This window comes from Buttiauxella sp. BIGb0552 (assembly GCF_004366275.1).
GTDB lineage: Bacteria > Pseudomonadota > Gammaproteobacteria > Enterobacterales > Enterobacteriaceae > Buttiauxella > Buttiauxella gaviniae.
This window is the reverse complement of sequence record NZ_SODY01000009.1, coordinates 1-19,099: the sequence shown is the minus strand read 5'-3', so window position 1 is coordinate 19,099 and position 19,099 is coordinate 1. Positions and strand designations below refer to the sequence as shown.

The following is a 19,099-nucleotide window of genomic DNA, read 5'->3' as shown; positions in this document are numbered from 1 at the left end:
TGCTGTCTGCGGGGTTGTTTGTCATGTCCAGCGTCTCATCGTGGTATGCCGAGGTTTACTGGCTGTTCGGCCACAAATAGCACAGAGCAGAAAGTATTTATCTAAAGGGCAAATATGGCAGTTTTAATCAGGAAAGTTCCGGAGTCCACTTCGGTTCCCGAAATAATCAAACAGAACAACGAACAGCACAGCTCGCTGTGTTTACTGGCGACCCGCTATCTGCGTGGAAAAGGGTTCAAAGTAACTTTTGACGACAGGTTACGGGCCTGGTCAGTTTCAGGAGAATTGCCTGACGCTCTTGGGTTCAGAAATGGCGTCTCGTGTCTGATTGAAGTGAAGTGCTCACGAGCCGACTTTCTGGCTGACCGCAAAAAGAACTTTCGCATTCATCCTGAAATGGGAATGGGAGACTGGCGCTTTTATTTGTGCGAGCCGGATATTATTACACCGGACGACCTCCCGCCCGGATGGGGGCTACTGTATGCCGATGGAAATAAAGTGCGCCCGGTGACGGGCTGGCCCGGGAACGGAGAATGGATAAGCCGGAAGCCCTTTAGTGCGAATATAAGAGCGGAGCGTGACTATCTTTACAGCGCACTCAGACGACTAGCAGAACTGGGATATATCGACCAGATCTATAAAACAGGAGAGAAATGATGACGACATTACCCCCTACAACAACCGCAGTAACGTTTGAACAGCTCTACCGTTTTTTGAAAAATAATTATAAGGCATCGCGTTTCGAAGATCGCAACGATTCGGTATGGGGTGAGAACTACTCTACCCGAATCGCACAGCATCATTTTGACTGCCTTCAGAAAGATGGCATCTCGCATGTCTCTCGTCACGAAGACGCAGCCGGTGTTGGCTTTAAATTTTCCCATGACCTGATCGCCATTCGTTAAACGTCCTCAGTCGGTAAACTACAGTCGGAGGTATTACTTCAGTCTGAAAATAGCGAAAGTAAAAAACAGCACCAGGAAGATAACGCTCCGACACCCAGCAAAAAGCCCAAGTCATACCACGTACCTACATTTGGTATGGCATAAACCGCAATGGCGTTGTCGAACAGATGGCCGATAAAGGCAAATGGTGCAATCCATCCATGCAATACACCCATTAAGAATCCTGGGCCTGAGCTGTCAACTACAGTGATCTGATGAGTTGCACATCCTGCAACCATCAGGATCTGTATCAGAAAAACCATCTTAATCGCACGACTGACATTCATTGGAAATCTCTCCCGGCTGTATGCCCCTCATGGTAACACTATGTTTTCTTATAACTTTACGCTAAGGAGCGCGTTATCAACCTTTAAGCCCACCCCCTGAATTTCCCCCTTTTTTATCCCAGCTATACGACATCTGAGCTTCCAACCTCCGGGTACAATGGTTCATCCCTGTACTGGAGAGATTATTGTGAAAATAGCGACACTCGGCACACTGATTACAGGTGTTTTGTTATCAGCCCCGGTAAAGTCCCAAATCTATGAGTCAACGTTTACCGATACTAACGGGGTCGTTGTGAATGCCCCTGCGTCCAGAACCATTTTTAACCCAGCCTCACCAATTAGCCTCACCATCATTTCAGGCCTGGACCGGTTCGTTAATGTGAAGGTGACAAGAGATAACGGCCAGGAGCTTCTTAACACAACCACCACACGAACAGGTGTGGCCGACCGTCTTCAGTCGGGTGAAGGGAACGAATTTTACGGTAAGAAAATTTCAATACCGACCCTGGGAGAAGGCCGTGTGGTCGTTCAGGTCAATATTCTCGACTTGTCCCAGAAAACGGTCGCCTCTTACTCATACCCCTGGCTCATTGATACCACGCCCCCGGCTGGCAATCCTCTGACCGTTAATGTCGGCAGTGGTATTGGCAGCGGACCGGTGTTTAAGCTCGGGCTTGAGTCAACAGGGCAATGGGACTTTACCTCGACAGGCGTGAACGATGCTAATGGGATCGAAAAAGGGGTATTCACAGTCATCAGGGAAAACGGTTCTGTTTACAGTACAACGCAGATGAAATACGAGCCTACTGGTCAAAAGATGTATCACACGTATACCAATAACTCGATAAAGGGCGAAGGCATACCGACCAGCAATCTGGATGAGGAATTTACCGCCAAGGCTGTAATTTATGACAAGGCCGGTAATTCCCGTACTCTGCCACTGCAAAAATTCCGCTACGACAACACACCAGGGGAAATGACGCTCGTCGCCGTCCATGATCCGAATACTACCGACAGTGTGGTTCCTGGCCTGAGTAACTACCCTGCTTATCGTGCAGGCATGATGGTTAATGAAAACCCTATCAGGCTTGTGTATCGCGTTCCTAAAACCAACTACCGGGCCTATGCCGAAGGTGGCCTGCTATTTGTTAACGCGTATGCCGCACCACGGGAAATCGCGTCCGATGCAACATATACCTGGGTGGAAATGACGCTGCCGTATGGTGCATTCAATGGTGATATGGCGAGAATGGCCAACTTCGGTCAATGGGGTGGATATGCGCCTACATACACCATGACACTTAACCCGGCTGCGCTAAAAACGCCTGTATTTACCGGGACGCTGGTGGACTTCCTCGACGATAAGGGTGTGTGGCGAAACTGGAAAGAATTTGAGAGTTTTTCATCTGCGCTTCTTCCGGTTCAGATTTCACGCCTGAGATTTAATGTCGAGGCCAGACCGTTTGAACAGGAGGTAGGGGGAAAAGCCACCTGCCGCGTTCCTGCGGGTAGCACGTCTTGTGAAGCCGCCGAAAACTTAAACATGGCCGCAGGCTCGATGGGGTTCAACCGTATTCTTTACTACGTCCGGAGCGTCAGTAATCCCATTCTGCGTTCTGAGCAGTGGATCATGACTCGCTGGAATAACCAACAGGTGCCGGTAATAAAATCTGTAACCTATGGAGAAGCGGACAAGAAGATGACGGTTACAGCGTCCATCGAAGGTGACGGGAACTGGTTCGACAGTGTGGCCCTGAAGGAATTTTTCCTGACCGACCTCAATACCGGAAGCCGTATGACGCCAACCGGGGTTGTCACTTCACGCTCATCCGGGAACTACAGCATACAGTATGATCTCTCGGGTCAGGCCCAGGGTAACTACAACGTACAGGTGAATATCAGAGACTTTTTCAAAAACCAGACCAACAAAAACTATGGGCAGATTGTACTGGATACAACACCACCGGGTGTTGAGGTATCTTTCGACGGTAAGCCGGTAAATGACAGCACGGTAGTGTACGGTCTGGAGAATCTCAGGTTCAAACTGACCGATAATCTGACCACACCAAGAATTACCCGCCTTCAGCTCGCAGGAGGGCCAACCTCTGATAATGTGGAACTGACGTGGTCTCCTGCCGGTAATAACACCTATGCTCCTGAATATCCACGTTTATTTCCCACGTTCGAGCCATCGGAAGGATATATCATCAGCATCACGGCAACAGATTCCCAGTCGAACAGTAAAACTTACACGCAACGCTTTACTTATCTGCCCAATAACCTGGTTCAGCTCCATAACCTGAAGACACTGGCGGTCAACAGTCCTCTTAAAACGTCAGCCGGTGTACCACTTGCGTACCTTCAGACCAGTGTGTTGCGTAAAACTAACGGGGAAATTGCGCGAGGCGTTCAGCAGGCCATGCTGACGGTGCGAAAAGATGCCAAGTTTGGTATTACGTTTAATGGCGTTTCAGCGGCCCCGGGAGAGTCTGTGCCGGTCGACATCGACATGGGCCAGGGAAACGAGATGCTGATACCAATATTTCCGACCGAATCCGGGAGGTCCGGTGAAAGTCAGTTCATGATTGAGATTGCAGAGCTTCAGTAGACATTCACTACAAAGCCGCCAGACAATGGCGGCTAACCTCACCCTTCAGTTACCGCCTTTCCCTTTATTATTCGCGTCCGCCATTTCTGTGTAACGAGGATCGCCTGACCGTGGAAGAGTCTGGCTGGTCTGGCGGTGGGCAAGAAGCCGTTCCATAAAATATTCACGAAGATGTGCGGGTTGCTCCCTGGCGACCAGTTCCGGCACAACCGGCATATTCAGCCGTTCTTTGTAGGCCACACCTGCGGCAGCGAGATCCACGGAGACTTTCTCCTGTTCCTCAGGGGCTAATCGCGATAAATTGAATTCAGGCATGTTTTCTCCAGATTGATAAAGGCAAACCCGCCTTACGCATTCCTGGCCTAACGACAGACACCACAGATAAGGTGGCTGGTGGATAACCAGGAATGGCTTAATCATACCACGCATGAATAAGGCGAGGAGGATTACCCTACTGAAGGCCATGTCAGTATTTTAGACTTCTGATGACAACTGGGTAATCAAGTTACATGCAATTACACACGATAAAATGTAATATTAAAAAAATCGTAGTTTCAATTCAGACATGAGCCTGATATGAGCTTAACCAAGAAAAAAATCAATACAGCTATATGGTGGGAAAAAACAGTTGAGTACAAATTTATTTGCGACTGTTTTGAAAAGGGAATTATAAAACAAATCCTACCCTTAGATGGTAATGAAGAAAGATTAGGTGATGCGATTACCCTTCTTGAAAACTCTCATAAAGATGACGTTTTCTACATACTCGAATTTAAGAAAAAATTAAGCAACAAAGAGTTTAAACACGAGAAAACAAAGTTCCCAGGTAATGAGAAAGGTTATAACTCTGCCTGGGATTGCTTAACTCCGAACAAAAATGAACGCTTTAAAAAGGCTCACTACTTTATTGCTGCAAAATATGAAGATGAGATCTTTCAACTTTTTGTAAGAGACTACTTCTCATATCAAACAACTAAAACAAAGACGATAGAGGAATCATTTGGTCCGGGGACGGGATTAACAATTGAAGATTTTAAAACCTATGCATGTTATTTCACGACGCATAAACAAACAAAAACCTGTATTAAGTGTCGAGATGGAGATGATAGAGATTCGAGAGGTGACGTGCCAAGTGATGACCCTAAGCCAAGGGGTGGAAAAAAAGAGGAAGAGGTAAAGAGTATGGTTGTTGCAATAAACCCACATACTAAAGCCTGTACCATCTTTCCTTTAGAATGGATTCATATTTTGAAGGGAGAGGGAGGACAATCACTAATGACGTCAAATCCGGATACCGGAGGCAGCGGTGGTGGTGAGGTAACCATACAGTATTTGGATTGGACTAAAATCAGAATTAGTGACGCAGATAAACCTTCCCTTGCTGCTCCCGATGAACTTACAGTAGAGATAGCGGGTTAGTAAAATGACGGCTGGCTGAAGTGAATATAATCATCATGACGTTTTCCGTCTGCATACAGTTCTGCACCAGGCACACAACGGTTGTTAAGACAAAACCGCGTCATAAGTAGAGTTTTTGCGAATTTTGTTGGCGATGGTTATGCTATTTGCATACAGTCGCCAGCCCGATGCAGTGACGTAGACAACCAGGCATTCAACGTAAGTAAGCAATTCCTCGTTTTCAGCGACTCAGGATGGGAATTACCTTTGATATAATGGCTGGACCAGCGACATTGAGTTTAATACTTTACCCGGCGACAGGATGAAGAAATGAACAAACATAATTACAATCCCAGAATCTATGCATTGTCTGTTTGTGCCACCGTATCAATCGTAATTTTTATACTCTGCTTTTCATACTGGGCAGGCGGTACAATTTATGATTTTGTGCGCAACTTCATGTTCGAGACCAACGGTGCATACTCGAATGACTATCTGAATATTATTGAATTACCATGGGCAAATAGTGTGCTCAGGATGATGTCCAACGGCCTTGGTCTTTTGATCGGTTTAATGGCGGGCATCGCATTAACAACCGATATCGCGCCAGCCCTGAGATATCGACTGGGGGCCAGAGGATTTCAACGCCTTCGCTATATCCAGAAAAAAAAGGCCGATAGTAAAGCTCAGATGAACAATCAGAAGATGGAACTGGAAGCCGCAAGAGTCAATTACTGGAGAAAGTGGAAGGAATATAATGGCAGTAACCTGAGTTACGAGGAATGGAAAGACAGATTCTGTGAGGGGTAATATCCGGTCCTCCTGACTGTTAACAACTCTTTCCCCGCCTCGTAGATTATCCCCTCTGATGTGAGGGGATATCGCATTTAACAAAATCACGCATACTGCCCAAAAGTTACTTTTACCACCGCTGTCTCAGTGATGAGGCATGCCAGTGCGAGGGCATTCGATGTTCGTTACTTACCCTGCTTTTCGTACAAATGCTCGTTAATGGCCGCAGCCCATGCATCTGAATTCTGGCAGTCAGCATATTTCGGCGCAATTTGGATTGCTTTAGTATACAGCCCTGTATTGCGAACACTGTCAGCCCCCTCCTTAATAGCCAAAAGTGCTGTATACAGACCATCGGTATCAATATTTTTTTCAAGCGACTCTGCATTCGTGGCATCACCCGGGCAGGACTGCTGACGAAGTGAGGCCATATCTTTAATGATGTCTTTATCAACGGGAGCGGCAACAGCATGCAGTGGCAATGCTATAAACAAAGCCATACCCAGAAGTTTAATTGTTTTCATCGTGTCTCCACTTACTTTTATTTACGCTAATCACTGATTCTTGCACTTATCCCTGTGCCTTTACCTGACCCGATACAGCAGGAAAAATACTGCACCGGGTCCCATTATCAGGCGTTTATTTAAGGCATGGTACAGCGAGGAAACGATTCGGGGAATTGAACCTCGTCAAAATAGACATACAGCTCACGCCCGGTCATCAGGCGCTTCTCAAGCAAGTTTTCTGTTAAATTACGGTGAACCTGAGCGTTGATTTCAAAAAACGTTTCAAGCAATGCGATTTGTTCTGAATACAAGTCCATTAGCATCTGCTCGTTATGTTCAAGCTCCAGCCTGTTTTCGGGATTCTGGAAGAATATCCCCCGGCTCATACAGGAGAGATATGCCGTAGCAATGGTACGCCATTGGAATGTGTCTCCCGCAGCCCCCAGTGATTCACGACCTGTAAAGCTTCTCTCGCCAACTGACCCGGCTAAGAAACGCAGCATATCCCATTCTGCAAACGTCTTGTCGACCAGCAAATGTTCCCATTCCATAGAGACACTGCCCAGTGAATTAGTTTCGTCCCGGAAATACTTTGCTTCGACCTGGATATTTATTGGATACGGGTTCAGTGCGGCACAAACCAGGGCATGCCCCGCTTCATGTGCAGCTGTAACAACACGATCCTGCCTGGTAGGATGCTTAACAATGCGGGTCGCCGGAATCCCATAGGCAACCTCTTTAGGGGTTTCAGATCCCTTTAAAATATTTGCGCAGACTCTTTGAATAATGAAGCTCGCGACACAAACCGCAGACATGGCCGCCAGAATTTCCGGATGACGAATCAATTCGTCGATTGTGTTACCGACTAATGACTTGATGGCAACCAGTACAGCCAGACCACACAGTGCCGCCCACACTCCGCGAAGAAGGTCCTCATTGAATATCTTCGAAAATGAATAATACAGGCAAATTATCGTTCCTGAGAAGGTCAGCAGCGTCAGTGACGTTCTCGCCAGTTCATTAACTGGCTCACGATAATGTGAAAGGGAAAACCAGATAACAAAACAGACGCACAATACTTTGACGAGTTGCCCGAGTATTGTTGGTATCGATATTCGAGCAATGTTGTTGAACAGTAAATTTAACAATTCACGAAATGATGAGCTTAATTTATTCATCCTGTCTGCCTCCTCAGGCACGGCTAATACGGCGCATTTAGGAATTATTGATATGCCTATCTGCCACACCGGTCATGTGTAAACAGGCAAGTCCCTCGTATTCCATGCGGATATTTTAACTGAGGCGCAGTGCGGTTTTTTTCAGCTGAGGACCGATAATCAGCCCCGCCAAAGTGAAGATAGGCATCACCGGGGAAAGAGAAAGACGTCCATAGTTTCAGGCCAGAAAGTTACTTTTCAGGCGGGTTGAGCTGGTGGTGCGAAATTGCATCTTACTTGACTACTCGTTCTCATTTTACTTGTTCCCCGTTAGCAAATTACCTGAGCATATCCAGCAAAATTATCATTGTTCCCCTGATGAACCAGGGCACAAGAGCGAGCGTGGCTGAACAGCAGTTCTGTGCCAATTGCGGACATTGGTTGTAAATCTGGTTCAATACACAGCCTTATTTGCTTTAACCATAAAACAAGCCTGCTTTGGGCAGAGCAACAGGCACATTTATTTGTTGCTGAACAAGGAAAGTTGCGTTAATTTTTGAGGTTAGCGTGGGCTAACCTACAAATGACCGGCTAGAGAACAGTAGTAGTGAGCCAGTATGCTTTTAATCGCAGCAAGCAGTACTTAATTTTACTAGCTGTTTTCTCAAAATGTAACACTGATGCATTATCTCGTAGAACCAGATAAAGCGTGCCGCCACAATATTCAAAGGTTAGGTAACTAAAGGTAAAGTATTTTGATTTCGAATGTCGGTCAAGTTATTGAACCATCAATTATTGGTGACTCTAAGTCATACTGGGCAATGCATTTTTGTTCTGTTTTGGAAGCCTTATATGAGCATAAGCAGCTTGAGTTCAATATTCAAAAACAGATTCCATTTTCTACGCCAAAAACTCTTGCGAACTTTGTAGGAACGAGCGAACAAGGTTTCTTTGCTCGAATGAGAGAAAGCGTTCAAAATTGGGGACTACAGTACTTCCTTTGCCATTATCTAGCCAGTAATGAAGGAATAGGCTTGTTTAACCTTTTGATCGATAACATTTCAAATAATTATAACTTTGACTTACTGAGAAACTATCACTCGTATGGGGTTTTTGTTTGTGGCATCGATTCATACAGCGGCGCTGAATTTCTCAAAAAAACTAATGCAGGCATAGTTGGTTATACACAATATAATATTAAAAATGTTTGGGAAGACATTAAGTATGTTGATTTGTGTATTTTGATTAAACGATTTCCAGGAGAAACTCTAGATAGTGCTTTACTTGGTGAAGTTGAAGGAAATAAAGGAAATAAACTATTAGGTAGTGCCGGTTGGAAACACAAATCCAGTATGTGTCTTTTTGGTATAGGGGTTCAACCAAACGGTGCTCAAATATCCGTTCACAATGTACGACTTGAACAATCAGTTAAAACTGTTGCTATCTTAGGTAGTGAACATTCGGTGATTGATGACTTTCATATTGCGATTGGAATGATGGAACTATTTTTATCTTACAATCGCAATCATAAGATAATGGAACTTCCGGGGCAGAGTGACGTTCTTGATATAATTAGGTCGTACTGGTTTCAACCTGTTGACCAGTTAATAGAAGTGTTGCGTACATTTATTGTACGCATAGATGGAGCTAGCTTGGGTATAAATCCTATTACGATACAATCTGTTCCAAAAATAATTACCTAACAAACTATTCAGGAGGGATTCGCAACGCGAAACATTTTAACTATGTGTTGGTTTAAGTGATTATCTTAGTATGCGGCTTCGATATTGCGTTGCTCCCCTTTAATAGGGCGTTAATTTCCTCTTATCGCTCATAGCTGCCCGTTAATTTGGGTTGCTCTGTTCCGGTTTTCTGTTGGAAACGACCAAGTAATTTGTGAACAGGTAGTCAAGTAAAATGCGAATACCCAGGTGGGTGATATTTCTGAGGGGGGGTTACCGGCCCCGGTTAAGGAGCCGGTCATTTACGGGTTAATCAATCTGCGGTAATTCCAGAATAAAATCACTTATCCCCCTTTTCCCTTTCTCTGCCGGGAATACAGGTATGAGGATGCCGTCTCCTGTACCGAAGTTGATGGTGATATCTTTCGTTTCCCCGGCAACCACGGTAATCCCGTTAAGCGTGATCCCGAATGCCGCATCCTTTCGCACTGACAACGTCCCCGTCTGAGGGCCAGTGACCAGCTCACCATTCTTTTTACGGATGCTGTTCGTCTGGAGGAACGCCAGGGGCGTGTTATCGGTGGCCTTCAGTGATGTGTTCACCGCGAGAGTTTTGATGTTATTAAATTCGATGAGGTTGTCCGGGACATACCGGAAACGACTGGCTTTAGTCGTCACGTTACCGGCCTCATCGGAGGCGACCACTGTCAGCGTATAAGAGTCGTCTTCGTCCGTAGATGGGAATATGCGAGGGTACTGCAACCCACTGATATTATTACCTTTATTATACCAACCTACTTTAACTTTATCGCTGGTCGGCCCCCCCTCCAGGCTGACGCTTATTATTGAGGGTTGTGTCATATCATCGGTGAGATGAATTTCCAGATTTTCAAGCCCTCTGACAAGTTGTCCGTCAGCTGGCTGGCCCTTAAACATTACGCTGACAATGGGCGGTGCCACATCATGCTTGATGGTGCCCGGGAGCTTCGTGGTGGCCTGGTTGCCGTAAGTATCCGTTGCACTGGCACTGGCGGTGTACTGCCCGGAAGAAAGACTGCCGTAGGAGAACACGACTTCTTTGAGCTGGAAATTCAGTGAGTTCACGCTGGCCGGTGACAGCACCAGGGCTTTACCTGAGCCATCAGTCAGTGTGAGGGCGAAACTGTTCGTCACCCACATATAACTGCGCCAGTCATTGACGGTATCCGCGTCCGTCACCCGCATAACGATTTGCTTCTCTTCCGGTTTTACGGTGACTGAATTGATAACGGGCGGATTGTAGTCCCAGTATGAGTAAAGATAAGAGCCTCTTCCCCCGAGCCCGGCATAAGCATCCGTTCCGGTGATAATGATTTGTCGGGGATCGTATCCACGGTCGGTCAACTTGCAGAAGTTCGTGGTGAGAGTACAGCTGGTTTGATTAGGTGCAATGGTGCAACTGCCCACGTTATCGATATTGACCAGCTGGGTATATGACCTGACTTCAGTGGTGACTACCCCACTGTCTACACAGTCAGGTGAAGTCATGCGGACCGTATCTCCGTCAGACCATGTATTTGCATTTTTCAGGTGAAAAATGCCTTTCACATAACGGGGAGCTTCGCTGACACCGGGCCCCAGCGTAAATCTGAGGGTGTTAAAGGACAAATGATGCCTGAGACCCGCTTTGGTAAATATCTCGTAATAGTTGTAGGTTTCCGGGTAGCTTAGCGTGGCGTTGATGTAGGCAAAGTCAGCATCAGAGCTTTTCCCCTGCCCGTACCAGCCAAAATCAGTCCCGTTGAAATCAGCAGCATCCTGTTTTCGCATTTTGAAACGGAACTGCAAGGGGTTGGCATAAATGGTCATTCCCGGAACGTAATCCTGCCAGACGCCTGTGGCCGCATTCTGTACCTGATACTGCATAAATGCCGGGACCGTGCGGTCGATGGCAGAGCGGTGCGTCACATCCCGATAGTTGCCAGCCTTATCATAGATCCGGAACCCCACGGTGTAATAGCTCTGGTCTTTGGGCGCAACCACTACACCTGCGGCGATAGCAGCCGGAGCGAGAGCTTCTCCTGTCAGTGGATTCAGATCAGTTGGTACAGCCCTGCGAGTCCCTGCGTCATCAATAGCAAACCATTCCGCTTTACTCAGCCCGGAACCGGCATCTGAAAGCCTGGAAACTGACAAAGCCTGTGTCGCGGTGGTATTCCCGAACACATCAATACTGCCATTCATGAACCCGGCACGAATCCAGACTATCGGATCGGGAATAGAAGGCGCGGTAATGTCGATACTGAATGGGTATGTGGATGAGGAGACCAGGTTCCCTTTGTTATCCAGGGTGTCAGACTTCAGCGTAAAGGCCCCTTCCCCAAGGGTAGGAAGTACCAGCGATTTGCCGTAATACTCGGCACCGTCTGTGGACGTGATCCGGTCGGCTACGGTAACCAGGCTGGTGGTGCCTTCAAACATCGAGGTTTTATCACTATCACGGGTAACGGTAACGCGTTCTTTCCTGTCCAGCCCGGAGATGAGGTTTAAGGTGATAACCCCTGAAGGGTTTAGAAATGCGGTGTCCGGTTTTGCGGTAACGAGCTTCCCACCCGTGTCGTTGTATGAATAATTGTAGAGCTGGGCCGAAGCCGGAGATGATAAATATAAACTTAAGCCTAGCGCTGAAATTATAAATTCCGACAGTTTCATTATCTAATTTCCCCCGTAATCAATATTGCTATTTTAACGAAACGTGAGGGCGGAATATTTCGCTAAAGGGCTATAATCAGAAGACTGTTTATTAGAGATAGGGAACAGGAAAGTTACTTTTTATTGGCGAGATTTGCTGCGAATGACAAAAAAACGGCCTAATCATGTCAGGCATGAATAAGCCGTGAATTCTAAATCAACGCTCAAAGTGATTGTAGTTACACCACGCAGTAAATGGCCCGACCGTTTTCATCCCCCATGAAATGGCATGCACCCCTAAGTATTTCTCGCCTTGGCTCATCATGGCCTGCTGGTGGGCTTGCATAGCGCCTGTGTTGGCGAGTTCCGTGACGACCTTATCCATTGCTGATTTGACCGTTGAGCTGGCCTTTTTGTACTCAACAGAATCAGAAACATATTTTTGGATCTCAGGCCTGGCATCAGCAGGCGCAACATTGCTTGCATGCTTTGTCACGAACATGCTTGCGGCCACCAGAAGTGGCAGGCTTGTTTGCTGGCAGTAATCCATGACACGGGTTTGCTGATCTGACGTGTTAGCCATGGCCGGTGCAGTCATGACTAAACACAGAACCACAGCGGAGACTTTGAAGTTCATAATTATCCTTAATCTGATATCTGGAAAAACATCGTGTTAATAACAATATCACTTTTATTGCGTTAACTGACCCTGCCATATTCTGGAGGCCAGGTATAAAACTTATCCACAAAAACGGTGCATAACTCTGTGTCGGTAGTTGGGATAAGTAGCAGGAAGATGCATAGCGGCCGTCTGTACAAAAACCAGGCACAGGCTCTTTAGTTAGCGCTGTGCCTGTATTGTTTATCGAAGCTCTTCAATATTGATCATGAACTCAGAAACACCGGTAACGCCAGATATGGCCGGAAATATCGGGAAGCTACGACTGTCACCCAGGCCAAGATCCAACTGAAGATTTTTACTCTCCCCTGGCGCTGCGCTGACGCCATTAACGGTGACCCCAAATGCCGCATCTTTACGTACCGTCAGTACTGCATCCTGTAGACCGGTTGCGATAGCGCCATCCTGTTTACGAAGCTGACTGGCATATAGCACGGCCAGAGGCGTGTCATCTGAAGTTTTCAGTGCAGCACTGACTGCCATTGTTTTCAGGTTCTCAAGACGCACCAGGTTATTCGGGAGGTAGCTAAATTCGACACTGCTTTCTTTGACGTTGTTCATCTCGTCTTTCGCCGTCACCGTCATGGTGTACGTTTCGCCTTCATTCAGAGACGGGAAAATTTTGGGATAATTAGGGGCGTAGAGATTGTTGCCAAGGCTGACCCATGAAAGCTCTACCGCATCCGAGACGGGCCCCCCACGCAGCGTCATGCGAGCGAGAGTCGGCTTTGTTAATGCGTCAGAGAGTTGTATGCGAATGTTCTCCAGTCCATACACTGTCACAGAGCTGGTAATGGGTTTGTTTTCATAGCTGAAGTTGACCAGCGGCGGCGTGTTATCAACCGTCACCTGCTTGTATGCCAGGCTACCTGAGTTCTCGAATGAATCCTTAGCGTTGATCTGAACATCATACGTCCCTTCAGGAACCTTCTTCATGTCAAATTCATACGTGTAGTTCCCGGACGCCGTGTTACGCCCCGTTTGTTTTGCTGTCACGCTAATTTCAGCATTGTTCCGGGATTTATCCGTTAGCCAGACCCGGGCCAGATTCACATGATCGAAATAGGACCCGTCACCGGGTTGGTTCACATAGACCTGTAAAATGCTGTTGGCCGCATTGTAGTCAAAGCCGGTAACTGAAGGACCCAGGGTATGCCAGGCGATGTTTTCCCAGATAGGCTGGAAGAATGTTGACTCAGTCGTTGAGCGTACCTCATAGCCACTGTGCATGTATCCCGTAGTGCCTTGTACAATTGCCTGGGATACCGCAACGGTACATGTCGTGGAGCCTGCCGGAATATCACAGGAAGCCCCTCCTGCTATTTTCTGGTCATACGGTCGGGCCTGCACATTAAAGCGGATGTGCGTCAGGTTAACCGGCATTTCCGAGGCCAGAATATGGCGCCAGTTCACGCTGTTAAACCAGGTGCCGTCAGCTTTGAGCCTTTCAATTGCAGGATTTCCCCATGCAGGGCTTTTCAGTGAAGCAGGGTCCCAGACAAGCCAACTGGCGTATTGAGCAAGATCTCCACCTGACCACTGATAGGTATTCACTGGGCGGTAATAGTTACTATCAAGACTTCCCTGCGGCAATTTTGCTTCCACATAGACATAGGTAGCATCTTCAGAAAGTACTTTCGCACCACCATAGTTATTCAGAATGCTGATACCGCCGTTTCGGTAGGGTTGCCAGTTTGTTTTCGGAATACGGATCACAAACAGATACGGATTTTCCAGCACGGTCAGTCCACGCTGAAATGCGACATAGCCCGAGGCAATGCCTGGCACAACACTGGTGCTCACTCGTGAGTCATGAACGGCAAAAGGGGTGTACTCCCCCATCTGGTCGTCATATTTAAACCGCTGAGGGGGAATGTTGAGGATATTTCCGGCATTGTCCGTCACGATAAAATTGAATGTGAATTCTTCATTCAAATCACTGGTCGGCATACCCGGTTGAGTGCCCGCTTCTTTTATCCAGGGATAAAAGGCTCTTTTAGCGGCAACGTCATAGCTCAGGTTATTGTCAGAAACTACCGTACCATCGCTGCGTTTAATGACCAGCCGGATCTTGCTTATCCCGTTTGCATCTTCCAGACCATCAGCAAAAATGGAGAACTGCCCACTCCCGCCCCGCCCCAGCTCCCAGAGCGGTCCGGACAGGACCATGCCATAACCCGCGTTCTGGCTGGGATAGATAGTGGTATAGCGGGGAGCCGTGATATCGACGGTGATATGGTATGTCGTGGTGCTGACGATGGTTTGTCGGAGATCCAGTGTTTCATTTACGATGGTAAATGCACCTTCCCCCAGAGCAGGCAGAGCAATACTCTTTCCGTAATACTCCGTCCCATCGGTCGCAACCACGCGATCAGATACCCCGACGATACTTGTAACGCCGGAATACATGACGCTCTGGTCGCGGTCACGAATGACCTTTATACGCTCATAGCGGTCAAGACCAGAGATCAGATTCAGCGTTATTGCCCCGGCAGGATTAAGCAGATTCGTGCCGGATGGTTTAATGCTCGAAGCCACATTATTCGTATTCATAAACGAATAGTTAAAGACTAATGCGTGTGCCGGTATTGAAAGCGAGCTGACAGCTGCGGCAACTAGGTAACCAGTCAAATTTAGACGCATAGGGGTTTCCTCTGGAATTTGCCCTATTGTACATTTCGCACACTGACGAACCGTGCGCTTAAGGGATGCTATTTCCAGAGCTACCTTCCAGAATTCCGGGGCAAAAAAGTAACTTTCCGGATGGATGCTCACGCCGAACACAAATTAGAAGATAAATACTTTTTTAAATGAATTTTCGCAGGAGAAGCACTGAATGGTGAACAGGCTGTATGAAACAGCCTGGCACCGGACTTTTAATAATCGTCAGCGGATGTATTCCCCTCGTCATCCTGGTGAACGGAGTCATTGATAAAATTAACATCAGCCACCGGCTTCTTTTTAGCGAGACCAATTTCAAATTTGTCGATGGCGAATGTTGGTTCTTCATCATTTGCGTCTGACGGTTGCAACGGTTGATTTGTCATATTCCAGTCTCAGGTGATTCGTTGGATGTAAACTACACAGACAGTAATGGATGTATCTTCAAACTCATTCTTAAATTCATGTACCAGATCCCAGCAGAACTCGTCGCCCAGCAACGCATCTTCATGCCTGAACGATAAGGGTAAGACCGCAGCCATACACCCGCCAGGGGCAAGGTGCGTTGCCGCAGCCAGCAAATGAAGCCGAGCCCGGTTTTCCGAAAACGGTGGATTAATAGCAATGTGACTGAATTTCTTTCCAGGATTAGCCTTCGACCATGCCAGAAAATCAGCCTCTTCAACATCAAACCCTTTGGCCTTCAGGATCAGCGCATTCAGTTGATCAACCTCAATACAATGAATGTCGGCGGCTTTTGAAAATGACTGTAATAAGGCCCCCTGGCCTGCACTCGGCTCAAGTAATGTATCGCCCTCCCCCATGGAGAGTAAACCGGCAACGTAATCGCTGATTTTCCGTGATGACTGATATAACTGATGAGCAACCTGATCAGGCATCGCTCCGACCTGCGATAAATAACGCAAGATTTCATCCGGGCAATAATCCATGTAAACGTAATAGTTCTCGACCCTGGCCCCGATTGTACGGAAAACATCATGAAGAATAGTGTCAGTCCCTTTATCCAGGGATAAATATCCGCCTGAACGAAATGCTGCCCAACACTTTTCACGTTCGGAGTAAGAAAACTTCATCTCACCAAGTTGCATCCTGCTGTCGAAATCCAGCACGTTTTTCTTTAACGGGAACTCACGTGCTTGCTTGAGTTTTTCCTTGTGACGCTCTGCTGGCAATGCCAGGGGAACGAATGCCGAAAGAATATTATTCATCTGCTCGGCCAGTGTTTGATTTATCTCAATATGCATGGAGCCGTTCTTGTAAACCCGAAAGCGGACCGCATAGCCATCAATATCAATCCATTGCCTGAAACCGTATTGATGAACACATCTTTCTACGAGCCTCGCCGTATCAAGGACATCACAAACCTTGCTTTGCCGGAAAAATGCACAAACCACCCGGAGTTCACTCAGGGGTTCGATATTCCTTGATTTAAAATCAGGCTGGCTCGGTCCATTAAATCTTTTGACCATTTCGCACACACCCGTAATGATCATCCTTGTGCTGAATCCAAAGGCTTTATTCGTCTTATGTGAGCGACTCAGGCTCGTAAACACCCCGTAAACACGCTCTCGCATAAATTGATTGCGGTCATTGAGAAGACCCATAACGGTTGGGATGACTGCCTCTGCGGTAAAATCAGGAATAACCTGTTTTGAACCGTCACGCATGGAATAACGGTCGAAACAAAATTGCTCATTCCATGCTTGGCGTTTTTCTGATGTCATAACAGACAGAACATCAGTCAACGCCATGACGCGTTTCCAGTATTCCGAACGGAGCGAGTACTCGGCGCACAGTTCACTCTTTTCGGTGATCGAGTGGTCATAACCCGATAACAAGCTGTAAAACTTCCGTACAGACTGCCTGCGGAATAATTCCGCCACAGACTGTAGCTCCTCACGCTCCTTGCTAAACTCAGCAACCAGACGCTGGATGATACCCATCTCCTCTCTCATTTCTGGCAGAGAGTCTTGCTCGCTTTTGACGGCAGGCATTAAGTGGCGGCAGGATTGATCGGTGTTCAGTGGAATAATGGCGTTACTTGTCATCAGGCTTACCTGTAGGTTCAAATATCATTGAATCCAGGATAACCCAGGTCGAAAATTTGTTAATAGCCTCTGGCGCAGCAAAAAAAATGGGCCCCCAAGGGGACCCGAATAAGTACTGGAACTGACTTTTTTTATAATGGCTACATGGATGTGATTGAGACTTTCTCGTCAGGCAGCTGTCTGATCATGCTCTTGCTGGTCATCGCTTTCCGGTTCACTTTCATCCTGGACCTTTAGTCGTTTACGCTCTTCTTTACGCAGTTGTTTAGCTGCGACCTCACTAATCGTATCCCGAACAGTCTGGAGCATGTTAAGGGTCTTAAGACTGATGCTTATGGTGATTTCTTTGTCTGAATCGAACGTTGTAAAATCAACATCCTTTAGCTGCGGGAAAAACTGTTCATTTAGCATTTTGATACTCTCAACAGCCTGTGTCGCCAGCGTAGGTGGAACTCGTGGTGATTTAATTGTTGATGGCCGTACACGAAGAGCACCGTTACTGCTGCGAGGAACCTTAATCCCCCTGTCAGCGGAAGCCTGAAGCACCTCTAACTGCGTACGGATGTGCTCAATTGCTTTGGACTCTCCCAGGCTATCTACTAACTCGAGAACGAAGAAGTAAGAAACAACACCTGAGTGAATGTATTTTTTTAATTCAACAGGCAGACCCGGTAAGCGCATCATTTGTCTGATGGAAGAAACCTGACGATTCTCACGAATGGCAAGCGATTCCAGCGTCATTCCGCCCAGCGTGTTAATGAGGCGAAGGTATGAGGCACCAATCGCCACGGGAGATAAGGCCATTCCCTTATTGCCATTGAGAGTCTGCATCTCAGCATCAACTTCATCCATCTTGAGTTGATTGCAGAGGAATGTTATCTGATGCCCTTCCGATACCGCTTCCCGCGCTGCGTGTAACCGGCAATGCCCCTGACGAACGGTGACAACTCCATCCACAATAACGACTTTTATGGGTTCTACATAATCACCATTGATATAGGCCATTTTGATATTGTGGATGTGCTCAGCCACTTCCGGGAGAAGGTAGTATTCTTCCCCCATGCCCATCTCACGCGTGTTAAAGCCTGGCGTGATGGCTACTATTGTTGGATCAATGAGGAAAGCATTAAAGTCTGGAGCCGACTGGCACAGACCAAGGTTTACATCACGAAATTGCTTAAGAGTAGAAATCACTTTCCCGGAGCCAGTAGTGTTTGAAAACTTGCTGGTAACGTTGGCATTGTTCGCGGTTTTTAAGGTTTCCATATAAAGACTCCGATTATTTCATTTCTTAGTTTCAATAAAACGGAATAGTACACGAACAGAAAATTACTCAATTTCGCTAAGAAGCGAATTTTTCGTACTTAAGCGAGTTTCTTTTTCAAAAAGTTACTTTTCGGGGTGATTTTGATGAAAAACAGGGTGAATGTGTGAGGTGCATCACGTAAAAAAACCAAATCAAATGGAGAATCCTTGCTAAAAATCCAAATTTAAGAAAAACAGCACGTGATCAGCTTCGCAAAAATGAAAAAAATCAAAGCACAGGCCCTCCATCTTCCCCACTCAAATGACAGAACTGCACAATTATTTTCATGCAGCTAACATCTTCCCCACTCAAATGACAGAACTGCACAATTATTTTCATG

Annotated in this window: 16 protein-coding genes; 6 read left to right on the top strand and 10 right to left on the bottom strand. The window is 46.8% G+C overall.

What is annotated here, in order from left to right; all coding sequences use genetic code 11:
• The first annotated feature begins 114 nt into the window (after positions 1 to 114).
• The gene (locus EDF88_RS21935; protein ID WP_243839654.1) at positions 115 to 657 is read left to right on the top strand and encodes a hypothetical protein; all 543 of its coding nucleotides are present in this window, start codon (positions 115 to 117) and stop codon (positions 655 to 657) included.
• Positions 657 to 905: a hypothetical protein gene (locus EDF88_RS21930; protein ID WP_208326166.1), complete on the top strand. Its 249-nt coding sequence runs from the start codon at positions 657 to 659 to the stop codon at positions 903 to 905. The genes EDF88_RS21935 and EDF88_RS21930 overlap by 1 nt, the downstream gene beginning before the upstream one ends.
• Before the next feature lie 38 nt (positions 906 to 943).
• Here EDF88_RS21930 and EDF88_RS21925 read toward each other — a convergent pair whose 3' ends face one another.
• Positions 944 to 1,231 carry a hypothetical protein gene (locus EDF88_RS21925; RefSeq protein WP_134187270.1) on the bottom strand — a complete coding sequence of 96 codons (288 nt, stop codon included), beginning with the start codon at positions 1,229 to 1,231 and terminating at the stop codon, positions 944 to 946.
• 187 nt (positions 1,232 to 1,418) lie between these two features.
• Here EDF88_RS21925 and EDF88_RS21920 point away from each other — a divergent pair, with 187 nt between their 5' ends.
• Entirely contained in the window at positions 1,419 to 3,839 is a 2,421-nt protein-coding gene (locus EDF88_RS21920; RefSeq protein WP_243839653.1) for an Ig-like domain-containing protein, read from the top strand.
• A 45-nt stretch (positions 3,840 to 3,884) separates the two neighbouring features.
• On the opposite strand, the gene EDF88_RS21915 is transcribed toward EDF88_RS21920, so the two are convergent.
• Positions 3,885 to 4,154: a DNA polymerase III subunit theta gene (locus EDF88_RS21915; RefSeq protein WP_115632069.1), complete on the bottom strand. Its 270-nt coding sequence runs from the start codon at positions 4,152 to 4,154 to the stop codon at positions 3,885 to 3,887.
• Between the two features lie 261 nt (positions 4,155 to 4,415).
• On the opposite strand from EDF88_RS21915, the gene EDF88_RS21910 reads away from it, so the two are divergent.
• Positions 4,416 to 5,258 carry a hypothetical protein gene (locus tag EDF88_RS21910; protein ID WP_134187266.1) on the top strand — a complete coding sequence of 281 codons (843 nt, stop codon included), beginning with the start codon at positions 4,416 to 4,418 and terminating at the stop codon, positions 5,256 to 5,258.
• A gap of 309 nt (positions 5,259 to 5,567) precedes the next feature.
• Entirely contained in the window at positions 5,568 to 6,047 is a 480-nt protein-coding gene (locus EDF88_RS21905; RefSeq protein WP_134187264.1) for a hypothetical protein, read from the top strand.
• Positions 6,048 to 6,214: 167 nt separating this feature from the next.
• Here EDF88_RS21905 and EDF88_RS21900 read toward each other — a convergent pair whose 3' ends face one another.
• Both EDF88_RS21900 and EDF88_RS21895 read right to left on the bottom strand, forming a co-directional pair.
• Positions 6,215 to 6,553 (bottom strand): hypothetical protein, encoded by a 339-nt coding sequence (locus EDF88_RS21900; RefSeq protein WP_134187262.1) that lies wholly within the window; start codon positions 6,551 to 6,553, stop codon positions 6,215 to 6,217.
• 119 nt (positions 6,554 to 6,672) lie between these two features.
• Positions 6,673 to 7,713: a hypothetical protein gene (locus tag EDF88_RS21895; protein ID WP_134187260.1), complete on the bottom strand. Its 1,041-nt coding sequence runs from the start codon at positions 7,711 to 7,713 to the stop codon at positions 6,673 to 6,675.
• A 734-nt stretch (positions 7,714 to 8,447) separates the two neighbouring features.
• On the opposite strand from EDF88_RS21895, the gene EDF88_RS21890 reads away from it, so the two are divergent.
• Positions 8,448 to 9,395: a hypothetical protein gene (locus tag EDF88_RS21890; RefSeq protein WP_243839652.1), complete on the top strand. Its 948-nt coding sequence runs from the start codon at positions 8,448 to 8,450 to the stop codon at positions 9,393 to 9,395.
• Between the two features lie 288 nt (positions 9,396 to 9,683).
• Here the strand turns inward: EDF88_RS21890 and EDF88_RS21885 are convergent, their stop codons facing one another.
• The 6 genes from EDF88_RS21885 to EDF88_RS21865 all read right to left on the bottom strand — a co-directional run bounded on the left by EDF88_RS21885 (position 9,684) and on the right by EDF88_RS21865 (position 18,719).
• Positions 9,684 to 12,065 carry an Ig-like domain-containing protein gene (locus EDF88_RS21885; RefSeq protein WP_134187258.1) on the bottom strand — a complete coding sequence of 794 codons (2,382 nt, stop codon included), beginning with the start codon at positions 12,063 to 12,065 and terminating at the stop codon, positions 9,684 to 9,686.
• A gap of 196 nt (positions 12,066 to 12,261) precedes the next feature.
• A complete protein-coding gene (locus EDF88_RS21880) occupies positions 12,262 to 12,681 on the bottom strand; it encodes a hypothetical protein (RefSeq protein WP_115632063.1) in 420 nt (139 codons plus the stop codon).
• A gap of 225 nt (positions 12,682 to 12,906) precedes the next feature.
• Positions 12,907 to 15,366 (bottom strand): Ig-like domain-containing protein, encoded by a 2,460-nt coding sequence (locus EDF88_RS21875; protein ID WP_134187256.1) that lies wholly within the window; start codon positions 15,364 to 15,366, stop codon positions 12,907 to 12,909.
• Between the two features lie 233 nt (positions 15,367 to 15,599).
• The gene (locus tag EDF88_RS24750; RefSeq protein ID WP_166672009.1) at positions 15,600 to 15,770 is read right to left on the bottom strand and encodes a hypothetical protein; all 171 of its coding nucleotides are present in this window, start codon (positions 15,768 to 15,770) and stop codon (positions 15,600 to 15,602) included.
• A gap of 9 nt (positions 15,771 to 15,779) precedes the next feature.
• Positions 15,780 to 17,453 carry a DUF4942 domain-containing protein gene (locus EDF88_RS21870; protein WP_134187254.1) on the bottom strand — a complete coding sequence of 558 codons (1,674 nt, stop codon included), beginning with the start codon at positions 17,451 to 17,453 and terminating at the stop codon, positions 15,780 to 15,782.
• Between the two features lie 168 nt (positions 17,454 to 17,621).
• A complete protein-coding gene (locus EDF88_RS21865) occupies positions 17,622 to 18,719 on the bottom strand; it encodes a DNA-binding protein (protein WP_134187252.1) in 1,098 nt (365 codons plus the stop codon).
• Between the last annotated feature and the right edge of the window lie 380 nt (positions 18,720 to 19,099).

Coding starts and splice junctions, on each gene's coding strand:
- EDF88_RS21935 (WP_243839654.1), top strand. CDS start 115: ATGGCAGTTTTAATCAGGAAAGTTCCGGAGTCCACTTCGGTTCCCGAA.
- EDF88_RS21930 (WP_208326166.1), top strand. CDS start 657: ATGACGACATTACCCCCTACAACAACCGCAGTAACGTTTGAACAGCTC.
- EDF88_RS21925 (WP_134187270.1), bottom strand. CDS start 1,231: ATGAATGTCAGTCGTGCGATTAAGATGGTTTTTCTGATACAGATCCTG.
- EDF88_RS21915 (WP_115632069.1), bottom strand. CDS start 4,154: ATGCCTGAATTCAATTTATCGCGATTAGCCCCTGAGGAACAGGAGAAA.
- EDF88_RS21910 (WP_134187266.1), top strand. CDS start 4,416: ATGAGCTTAACCAAGAAAAAAATCAATACAGCTATATGGTGGGAAAAA.
- EDF88_RS21905 (WP_134187264.1), top strand. CDS start 5,568: ATGAACAAACATAATTACAATCCCAGAATCTATGCATTGTCTGTTTGT.
- EDF88_RS21900 (WP_134187262.1), bottom strand. CDS start 6,553: ATGAAAACAATTAAACTTCTGGGTATGGCTTTGTTTATAGCATTGCCA.
- EDF88_RS21895 (WP_134187260.1), bottom strand. CDS start 7,713: ATGAATAAATTAAGCTCATCATTTCGTGAATTGTTAAATTTACTGTTC.
- EDF88_RS21885 (WP_134187258.1), bottom strand. CDS start 12,065: ATGAAACTGTCGGAATTTATAATTTCAGCGCTAGGCTTAAGTTTATAT.
- EDF88_RS21880 (WP_115632063.1), bottom strand. CDS start 12,681: ATGAACTTCAAAGTCTCCGCTGTGGTTCTGTGTTTAGTCATGACTGCA.
- EDF88_RS21875 (WP_134187256.1), bottom strand. CDS start 15,366: ATGCGTCTAAATTTGACTGGTTACCTAGTTGCCGCAGCTGTCAGCTCG.
- EDF88_RS24750 (WP_166672009.1), bottom strand. CDS start 15,770: ATGACAAATCAACCGTTGCAACCGTCAGACGCAAATGATGAAGAACCA.
- EDF88_RS21870 (WP_134187254.1), bottom strand. CDS start 17,453: ATGACAAGTAACGCCATTATTCCACTGAACACCGATCAATCCTGCCGC.
- EDF88_RS21865 (WP_134187252.1), bottom strand. CDS start 18,719: ATGGAAACCTTAAAAACCGCGAACAATGCCAACGTTACCAGCAAGTTT.